Source organism: Candidatus Obscuribacterales bacterium (assembly GCA_036703605.1).
GTDB lineage: Bacteria > Cyanobacteriota > Cyanobacteriia > RECH01 > RECH01 > RECH01.
Genome location: DATNRH010000380.1, coordinates 1 through 8,883, shown reverse-complemented (window position 1 = coordinate 8,883; position 8,883 = coordinate 1). Strand labels below are relative to the sequence as shown.

Below are 8,883 nucleotides of genomic sequence, written 5' to 3'. Positions count from 1 at the left end.
CTCCCTCCGATATGGATGGGTTGATTTGGGCTGCCTATCGTCAAATTTTTAGTGAGCATCAAATGCTCAAAAGCAATCGTCAAACCTTTTTGGAATCTCAGCTTCGGAATGGGCAAATTACCGTTCGCGATTTCATTCGTGGACTTGTGATTTCTGACCCATTCCGTCGCCGTAATTTTGAACCGAATAGCAACTACCGATTCGTGGAAATCTGTGTGCAGCGCGTCCTCGGCCGCGATGTGTACAGCGAGCGCGAAAAGATTGCCTGGTCAATCGTGGTGGTCAACGAAGGCGTTCAAGGCTTTGTGGATGCGCTCCTCGACAGCGAAGAGTACCTCAACAGCTTTGGCTACAACACAGTACCGTTCCAGCGCCGTCGAATTTTGCTGCAGCGCACCCAGGGCGAAACTCCATTCAACCTGAAAACCCCGCGCTACGACAGCTACCACCGCAACCAGTTGGGCTTCCCCCAAATCATCTGGCAAAACCAAGTGCGTCGTTTTGTGCCCCAAGAGCAAAAATTCCGCGCTGGCAACCCTGCCATGTTCTTGGATATGGCCCGTAGCGTCTCCACCAAGGGTAGCTCCACCCCTCGCGTTTCGGCGATGAACATCAACATCGAAGCCTCTGTGCCTCGCCGTTAAGTTTCGTCAGCTAACGTACGTCCCAAATCAGGAGTCGTTCCATCTAGGGTTGGCCTGCGATCGCAGGGTACTTTAGACGGGACGGCTCCTTTGGGTTTTCAGGATGTTTGGTAGATTCTCAGAGTGCTGTAGTTTCCAAGATGATCTTGAATGACCTTAAGGCTGCCGTCGCCGCAGCACCTCAATCAAGGTGATCAGAGATTGGGGCAGGGGAGCGATCGCTTCAATCCATTCATGGGTCATCGGATGCTGGAGCCGCAGACGTTCGGCATGGAGTGCTTGTCCGCTGAGCTTAACGCCGATGGAGCGATTGGAACTGTAAACCGGATCGCCCACCACGGGATAGCCTAAAAATGCGGCATGAACTCGGATTTGATGGGTGCGTCCCGTTTCCAGCTGAAACTGCAGGAGCGAGTAGTTGCCCAGCCGTTCCACCACCGACCAATGGGTGACCGCCCGCCGTCCACCACGATCTTCAGGCACAATGCCCATCTTGTGGCGATCGCTTACATTACGGCCAATGGGTTGATCCACCGTTCCCTGATCCGCACTAGGGGAACCATGCACCACCGCTAGGTAATCGCGTCGGGCAGTTTTAGTTTTGAACTGAGCCTGTAAATGCTGTAGGGCAAAATCGGTTTTAGCCACCGCGATCGCCCCGGTGGTGTCTTTATCCAAACGATGGACAATGCCCGGACGCTGGACGCCGCCAATGCCTGGCAGGTTAGGACAATGGGCCAGCAGCGCATTCACCAAGGTACCCCTAGGATGCCCCGGAGCTGGATGCACCACCATTCCCGCCGCTTTGTTGAGAATAATTAGATGCTCATCTTCATAGAGAATATCGAGGGGAATCGCCTCCGGGCTTAGGTCTAGCGGTTCTACCTCTGGAATTGTCACGGTAATGCGATCGCCCGCTTGCACAGCCTGCTTCTTACTGCTGCAGGGCGCATCATTCACCCAGACCTGCCCCTGTTCAATGAGCTTCTGGAGGCGGGCCCGGGAAAACTCCGGCAGGTGATCCGAGAGCCATCGGTCAAGGCGATCGCCGCCCTGCTGCACATCAAGACAAATGGAGTCGTCCTCTAGGTCGGACGGGGATGGATCGAGGGAATAGTTCAACGACGGTTATCTACAACACTACGAATCTTGGCTAGATCTAGTCTATGCCGGGAGCCGACATTCGGACGTCTTGTACCCGCGGGCGACAAACCGCCAGGGTGTCGTGGAGATTGACCACCGAACCAATCACGGCGATCGCTGGCGCACTAAACCCAGTCTCGTCAAGTTGCTGCAGAATTGTGCCGAGGGTGCCAATCAGTTCATCCTGCTCAGGACGCGTGCCCCAACGCACCAAGGCAACGGGCGTATCGGCACTCAAGCCCGCCTGCTGTAATTCACTGACAATGTGCACCATATTGTGGATGCCCATATAGATCACAATGGTCTCCGACGATTGAGCGATCGCCTGCCAGTTGACCGCTGGACGATACTTGCCCGCCGCCTCGTGCCCAGTCACAAAGGTGATGGATGAACTATGGTCGCGATGGGTGAGGGGAATTCCCGCATAGGCTGGAGCTGCAATCCCCGAGGTGATTCCCGGCACTACTTCCACCGGCACTCCCGCTGCCACTAGATCACTCATTTCCTCACCGCCACGCCCAAAGACAAAAGGATCACCCCCCTTAAGACGCACCACGATTGCCGCATCTTTCGCCTTCTCAATCAACAGGTGGGTAATATCCGCCTGGTACAGCGAGTGCCGTCCCCGCCGCTTGCCCGCATTAATTTTTTCTGCCTGGGGATTAATCATCGCCAGAATCGGCTCGCTGACCAAGGCATCATAGACCACCACATCGGCACATTCCAGCAAGGCCTTACCCTTCAGGGTCAGCAATCCTGGATCGCCGGGCCCCGCACCCACGAGATAGACATAACCAAAGGAAGCAGCTTGCATAGGCACCACAGAATAGAAATTGAACGGGCTAGCGGCAATCAACAAGACACATAGCGATCCGGGGCCGGGCGATCGCTTAACTGGGCCACCAGATGGGCAACCTCAGCCGTCGCCCCTAGAGGTTTGGCCATCGAGAACTGAATCGTGGGGTGGCGCTGGGCTAGGTCATGCACCTGCTGGGCGATGGCATCGGTAATCCCCCCCGTAAACAAAAAGTAGGGCACAATGGCGATCGCTTGGGTGCCCATGGCCACCAACTGCTCCACCTGCCCTTCCAAGGACGGAGCCACCGACCAGTAGGCCGGCAACGCCCCAAGCTGAGCAGCGATCGCCTCAATAGGCGCATTGCCGCCAGCCCGCCGACTGCCATGGGACACCAGCACTCGGCTGCCTACCCTTGGATCTAACAACCGCTGCAGCAGTTGCGCCATATGCGGATGGCTGCCTAAGTAAGGACATATCTGCACGTCTAGAGTCGGCAGATGGGCTTGGGCGATCGCCACCTCTGTTGGAATATCGTCGCGCACATGCACACCGGGCAGCAGAAACAGCGGCACAATCTGGAGCATTGTTCCTCCATGGTGATAGAGGCGATCGCCCAACTGCCGAATGCGTTGATGCAGTGGCACATCGGCCAATTCCAGCGTGGCAGTTTCCACCCACAGCGGGGCAGCAGTAGAAGTTTGCAGACAATGCTGCACCCGTTCTGCCAATTGACAGGCCATCCAAGGCGATCGCGGATCACGACTACCGTGGGTAACCAGAAGATAGGCGACGGGGGGTAAAGGCATGGGTTGAGCAATCCCAGAGCAACCGTAATAACTATGCAATTCGACCAGTAGCCGCCAGGGTAATCTCTACCCAACGAGAGCGATCGCCCCGGTTTCAGCCATGTGAAGTTCCTCCCCTAGGAAGAAGCTCCAGCCTAGGAATTGGCATACACTAGAACTATAGAGCTACAAAACCCTTCAGGTCAGTAGCAGACGATGCCACAAAGACAAGTCCTTGTCTAGGCAACCTGTTACCTCTATGTCCGATAATTGTTAACTTCAGATTAACAAAATAGCATGTCTTAGCAACATCTGCGGAGTTTACTCAAGACAACCTGAAGTCACTGTAGCGAGGCGTGACTTGGAGCAAGTGCTATGAGACAGATGATATTAACGTTGGCAGCTATCCCAATTTTATTGGTGGCAGCACCGGCCCGAGCAGAAAATCCCGAGCACGTTCAGCAATTGCTGAGCACAGGATCCTGTCAATCTTGCGATTTAACCAATGCAGACCTAAGCGGAACCCATCTGATTGGCGCAGATTTACGGGAGGCAGATTTGAGCGGCGCATCACTGGTTAATAGTAACCTAGAAGGCGCTGATTTGGAAGGTGCCAATCTCAGCCAGGCTAATTTAACGGGCGCATTCCTCACCAATGCCAACTTTAGCTATGCCAACCTCAACAGTGCTGACATGACTAATGCCACGATGTTTCACGCATTAGTGGAAGGGGCGTCTATACACAATATCGACCTCACCAATGCTCAGATTCTCGGCACCGACATTAGTGTAGGCGGAGACTAATTCTAACGACAATCCTGGCTCTAGCTAGGCATTGGATCCTGAGCAGCCGTGTGCCATGATGAGAAGTCCTGATATCCCCTCTACATATGGGATCGGATCAGGCAGCATGACTCATGGTGTTCAGGCAGGTACTATGACAGGCTCTCAACTCTACTATCTCGTGCGATCGCGAACCGATGGTCAATACCTTGTCGCCAAAATGCGCGGACAGGGCGCCCATGAGGGCGATCGCCCCACCTATATCCTCACCTTCACCGACCACGCAGATGCACTCAGCTACCTCAACACCCATGCCGGGGAGTTAGCTGAGCACTTTGCTGTGGAAGCGATCGCCCCTAGTCAGCTCTCAAAGCTCATGCAGCGCTGGGGCTATACAGGCATCGGCATGGTCAACGATCCTCTCATTCCCGAGGTCGAGTTTCTGGAACGGCAACGCGGATTAGGATAGGCTTCATAAGCTCCATGCTGACCATCACCCAAGACTGGGAGCGCAATCATCTAGTGCCGTACTCAGGTCACAACGGAGTCTGAGGAAGAGCAAGGGGCGATCGCCCTGGCTCATGTCGGGGGTGAGTCAACGTCTTCTATCGATCAATGGTTGAGACTATCCGATGTTGAGCAATGCGTTACGCTGCACGAACGCTTCCTCCAAGATCGGTAGTTGCACTGTCCCCCATCAACAGCTATGAAGAGAACGATTGGGACTATCCTGTATCCAGGATAAATCTATAGTTCAAACCGAATGGGGGACGAGCATTAGAATTGGCAACCAGGATCCCTTATCTCACCCTATCACCCTAATATTCTGAACAGACAGAGACGAGCGATTATTGAGCACAGCCATTAACTGTTGTGCTTGGGAACCACTACCATCGGCATCGAAAGACAGCTCTCCTGATTGCTCATTGTAGATGAACCGATGGTCTGCAGTCTGGGCGAGACTCCCCAATACAAATTGACGGCTATCCAATATCCCCCTTGCCAGATCTCCGCCAAACCACTGCCGATGAACGACGATCTGGTCTTGGGCTACATCGAAGTCCGTGATGATATTCTCCTGTCCGCCGACGGTGAGGAAGATAAATGTATCGCTCCCCATGCCGCCGGTTAAGAGATTCTGCCCTGAGCTACTGATTAACGTATCATTACCGGAACCGCCTTGGACACTATTGTTCCCCTGTCCTCCAACTAGGCGATCGTTTCCGGAACCGCCCAGCAAACTATCATTTCCAGCACCGCCTCGAAGAATATTATTTCCTGCGATCGCCTCTAGGCGGTCATCTCCTTCCCCGCCCCGCAGGATGTCATTGCCGACACCGCCGATCACTCTCTCATCATCACTGCCGCCTCTGAAAATAATCTGTCCAAGAAACTCAGAGAGATCAAATTGGCTAAAATTCTGAATCGACACATTATCCAAACTGGTTCCAGAAACAAAGTTCTGGGCACTGTTATCAGATAGACCGCGTAGAACTAACTTATCGGTGCTGCTGCCACCTGCCAACACGAGGAGATCATCTCCAATGCCGCCATCGAGAACGGTATTCGGCAACAAAGCATCGAAGGCTGTGGTGATGATATCGTCCCCGACGGTACCCGAAACGGAGGTGCCTGCTGATACCAAGAAGTTGTTGCCGCTCAGGAGGCCTGGCATTCCCTTATAGTCAATGGAAATAAAGTGGGAATTTCCTCCTCCGGCTGAACTATCAAAGGTATTGTCGATCAGGCTAGAGTTGGGGCCTCGCGATCGCAGCGAAACAGCGAAACGGTTAGTAAATCCCGTGAAGACATTTCCTTCAAACAGCACTGTGTCAGCATCAATGGTCACCAAGTTATTGCCTTGAGCAGAGACGCCGTCATCGATGCTAATGCCGCCCGCCGTTCCAGTAATTTGGTTGTTGGAGAAAATAATATTGCTGCTAGTGTAAGGGCCAGATCCACCATTGCCCATTACCACAAGTTGACGAGGCGCATTGTTGCCAACGTTGAACTGAGTTCCAAACCCAACACCACTTGGGTTGTCTCCTTCAAAGGTTTTGCCCGAAAAAATATTGTTATCGAGCAAAACATTCGTGACACTGGCCGCAAACTCAGACGTTAGCGCGCTATCTCCGTTGGCGATGAGTTCATTGCCTTGAATGGTGATATTGCTGTTGTTTCCCTGGATGTAGACAGCAGCTTTTTCGATGGCACCATTGCCATTTAGCCCTGTGATGGTGAACCCTTGGTCTAGTCCGCCAATCGTAACGTTGTTGACGTTAGGCCGAATTTGTATTGCACCAAGAGGCGTCCCAACCGCACCACTAATGATCGTCGATCCTCGTCCATTAACAGACAATAGGGTAATTGGTTTGTCAATCATGACGTTTTCATCGTAGGTTCCGTCATGTACCCGAATCGTATCTCCACTGCTAGCAGCAGTCACCGCAGCTTGAATGGTAGTGAACGTTCCGACGAGAGTATTTGTAGTATCTAAGACATCTACAGCATTAGTAGTCATGAGGTTCCGCTCTTCCTGATCAACTCAATCCATGGATCTAAAGCAACTTGCCCAGTTCAGTCATACATTTGGTGTTACTCCAGACACCTCAATTAAACGAGGGTTTCAGCGGGGGCAGATGTGCAGGACTACGGAATCTAGAGGGTTGATCTAACCAGAATGACAAAGCGCTCAGAGATTTCCCCCAAGCGCTTTTCATGCAAAATTAGAGCAACCGTACAACTGCGGGACATGGGTTTGAGTCGTGTTGAAATCCCGATTTATACGGATTCAATCAAGTATCAATTAAAGCGAGAAACCCAGCATTAATATTTACATCAAATCTGGTTGAATGTTCATCATCCGACTGCCGACTAGTCCATGATGAACTGGGCGATCGCTTCCCCCTGATCATCCATCACCGTTAGGCGATCGCCCTCGATCCGGTAGTGAGCCACTCGCTCAAGCTGCTGTAAATAGATCTGTTCTTGCTGCATCACTCCCGGCGTTCCACAGAACATCCGGGTAGACGCAGCAGGGGAAAGGGTTAAGCGATCGCCCTCCAGGGTAAACGATGACATGTAGCGGTTGCAACCGGCTTCCCCACTCACCTCGCCTAGAATTCGTTCACCGACGGCGGAGGCTTCTGTGAAGTCCAGGGTGATGGTGGTGCCCTCTAGGGGTGCATTGGCGTCTTGAGCCAAGGACAACAGCCGCCAGCTTCCTTGCAGGGGCCAAGGGCGCAGGAGGGATAGGGTCATGATTTCATTCCCCGATGCATCCATGAGCTTGAGTTCATCATTGACTTGGCGGTAGGCGATCGCTTCCTCGGCCAGCAGCGCCATGATCTGAATGTCCTGCCATCGCGTTACCAAAGAATCACAGCCGGTTTGGGCCATCTCATCCAGCGTCCAGTCAAGGCGATCGGGCGATCGCTCATAGAAACCCGACACCTGATGACAAAGAAAGTCGCCCGCCATCTGCCCGTCGGGGTCGAGATTGAGAAACAGGGACTGCCCTAGAAGTCTCAGATCCACCATGTCCCCGCGAACATTGCGATAGGTTTCAAGCTGCCAGCGGTTGCGAAACCCGAAAGGGACAAATTCTGCCACTCGTACACCCTCAGCATTCGCTAAGTAGAGGTGAGTTTCACTCCACTCCACGCGGCTGTTGTCGCTGGGTACCCCTCCAAATAGCCCCAAGTCCGGCACATCCTGACAGGCCATCAAGGTAGTTTGCAGATCGCCAAGGCGCAGGCGATCGCCCTCCATCGAGTAGGGGCCACCGTAGGAATTACAGCCGTCAATGCCCCCCAAGTAGTCTTGATCAAACTTGAGCGACACCAAAAGATGGGGCGGCACCGTGAGCCACTGACCGTCAGCCGTTTGGTAGCGATCTAAGAGCCAGGCCGTGTCCACCAAGGTCGGGGTGGGAGATGGATCTACCTCCGGAACCAGGGACTCCGAGGGTGACTCCGGTTCTAGGGTAACGATGTCGGGTGGGATAACCGGGGCGCGATCGCTGAGGGGCAGCGCCACACCAGAGGAGGCCAGGGTGCCAACCGCTAGAAGACAACTGAAACAAGACAACCATGCAGAGGGCATAGGGCTAATCTGACCTTGAAGAGAGGGGACAGGGAAAGCCAACCAGCGCAATGCCGAAACCGGGGACTAGCCCAGAGAAATATTACGTGATGCTTAATGCAGTTTGAACGAGTTGGCATGAGGTGATGACGCGATCGCTCTCCTAAGGGTTCCAAGACATCGGCTTGCGCAGAGCTTGGGCTCACATCGATCACCCGTGCCATCTAGGTATACCTGTTCACCCGGTTTGACATGAAGAGCGATCGCCCCCGTTTCCCAGGTCCATGGTTCAGAAAGACAAAAACGCTGAATGATAATTCATCCAGCGCTGACGTTTTATATGCGTTGCTCTCAGTCTCAGAGGAATCCTGATCTGCGCGTTCCCATTCGTTCAGAATCAAGTATTTCTCTTGACACAAATTGTAACAAAGAGCACAGACCTTTGATGATTAAACTTTACGCATATATTAGTCATAGATATAACTCTAGCTAATACATGCGCGATCGCCTCCGACCATGCCAGCGGCCAAACAAGGGACCTAATCCGTTTTATGGCTGAGATGTTCAGCATCAGACGACTTAGGGACAGCCTGAGTTGACGATTCAGCAACGTCTGGATCCGGCAGTACAGAAGGAGCGATCGCCT

The 8,883-nt window shown here is 53.2% G+C and carries 8 protein-coding genes; 3 read left to right on the top strand and 5 right to left on the bottom strand.

Annotation, left to right across the window (positions count from 1 at the left end; translation table 11 throughout):
* Window positions 1-644, top strand: a 644-nt coding sequence (locus V6D20_07960; protein ID HEY9815719.1) for a phycobilisome rod-core linker polypeptide, incomplete at its 5' end; no start/stop codon positions are given.
* Window positions 645-800: 156 nt separating this feature from the next.
* Here the strand turns inward: V6D20_07960 and V6D20_07955 are convergent.
* Genes V6D20_07955 through V6D20_07945 form a run of 3 tightly spaced genes read right to left on the bottom strand, consistent with a single transcriptional unit; the run spans window position 801 to window position 3,392 of the window.
* On the bottom strand, window positions 801-1,766 hold the full coding sequence (locus V6D20_07955; protein ID HEY9815718.1) for an RluA family pseudouridine synthase: 966 nt from the start codon (window positions 1,764-1,766) through the stop codon (window positions 801-803).
* A 37-nt stretch (window positions 1,767-1,803) separates the two neighbouring features.
* Complete coding sequence (gene cobA, locus V6D20_07950; GenBank protein HEY9815717.1) at window positions 1,804-2,601, bottom strand: uroporphyrinogen-III C-methyltransferase; 798 nt, start codon at window positions 2,599-2,601, stop codon at window positions 1,804-1,806.
* Window positions 2,602-2,639: 38 nt separating this feature from the next.
* On the bottom strand, window positions 2,640-3,392 hold the full coding sequence (locus V6D20_07945; GenBank protein ID HEY9815716.1) for a sirohydrochlorin chelatase: 753 nt from the start codon (window positions 3,390-3,392) through the stop codon (window positions 2,640-2,642).
* Window positions 3,393-3,746: 354 nt separating this feature from the next.
* On the opposite strand from V6D20_07945, the gene V6D20_07940 reads away from it, so the two are divergent.
* On the top strand, window positions 3,747-4,175 hold the full coding sequence (locus tag V6D20_07940) for a pentapeptide repeat-containing protein (GenBank protein ID HEY9815715.1): 429 nt from the start codon (window positions 3,747-3,749) through the stop codon (window positions 4,173-4,175).
* A gap of 133 nt (window positions 4,176-4,308) precedes the next feature.
* Complete coding sequence (locus V6D20_07935) at window positions 4,309-4,623, top strand: hypothetical protein (protein HEY9815714.1); 315 nt, start codon at window positions 4,309-4,311, stop codon at window positions 4,621-4,623.
* A 336-nt stretch (window positions 4,624-4,959) separates the two neighbouring features.
* On the opposite strand, the gene V6D20_07930 is transcribed toward V6D20_07935, so the two are convergent.
* Together V6D20_07930 and V6D20_07925 are read right to left on the bottom strand one after the other, a co-directional pair.
* Window positions 4,960-6,675, bottom strand: a complete 1,716-nt coding sequence (locus tag V6D20_07930) for a hypothetical protein (GenBank protein ID HEY9815713.1) — start codon at window positions 6,673-6,675, stop codon at window positions 4,960-4,962.
* Between the two features lie 353 nt (window positions 6,676-7,028).
* A complete protein-coding gene (locus V6D20_07925) occupies window positions 7,029-8,258 on the bottom strand; it encodes an META domain-containing protein (GenBank protein HEY9815712.1) in 1,230 nt (409 codons plus the stop codon).
* Between the last annotated feature and the right edge of the window lie 625 nt (window positions 8,259-8,883).

Coding starts and splice junctions, on each gene's coding strand:
- V6D20_07925 (HEY9815712.1), bottom strand. CDS start 8,258: ATGCCCTCTGCATGGTTGTCTTGTTTCAGTTGTCTTCTAGCGGTTGGC.
- V6D20_07945 (HEY9815716.1), bottom strand. CDS start 3,392: ATGCCTTTACCCCCCGTCGCCTATCTTCTGGTTACCCACGGTAGTCGT.
- V6D20_07930 (HEY9815713.1), bottom strand. CDS start 6,675: ATGACTACTAATGCTGTAGATGTCTTAGATACTACAAATACTCTCGTC.
- V6D20_07935 (HEY9815714.1), top strand. CDS start 4,309: ATGACAGGCTCTCAACTCTACTATCTCGTGCGATCGCGAACCGATGGT.
- V6D20_07940 (HEY9815715.1), top strand. CDS start 3,747: ATGAGACAGATGATATTAACGTTGGCAGCTATCCCAATTTTATTGGTG.
- cobA (HEY9815717.1), bottom strand. CDS start 2,601: ATGCAAGCTGCTTCCTTTGGTTATGTCTATCTCGTGGGTGCGGGGCCC.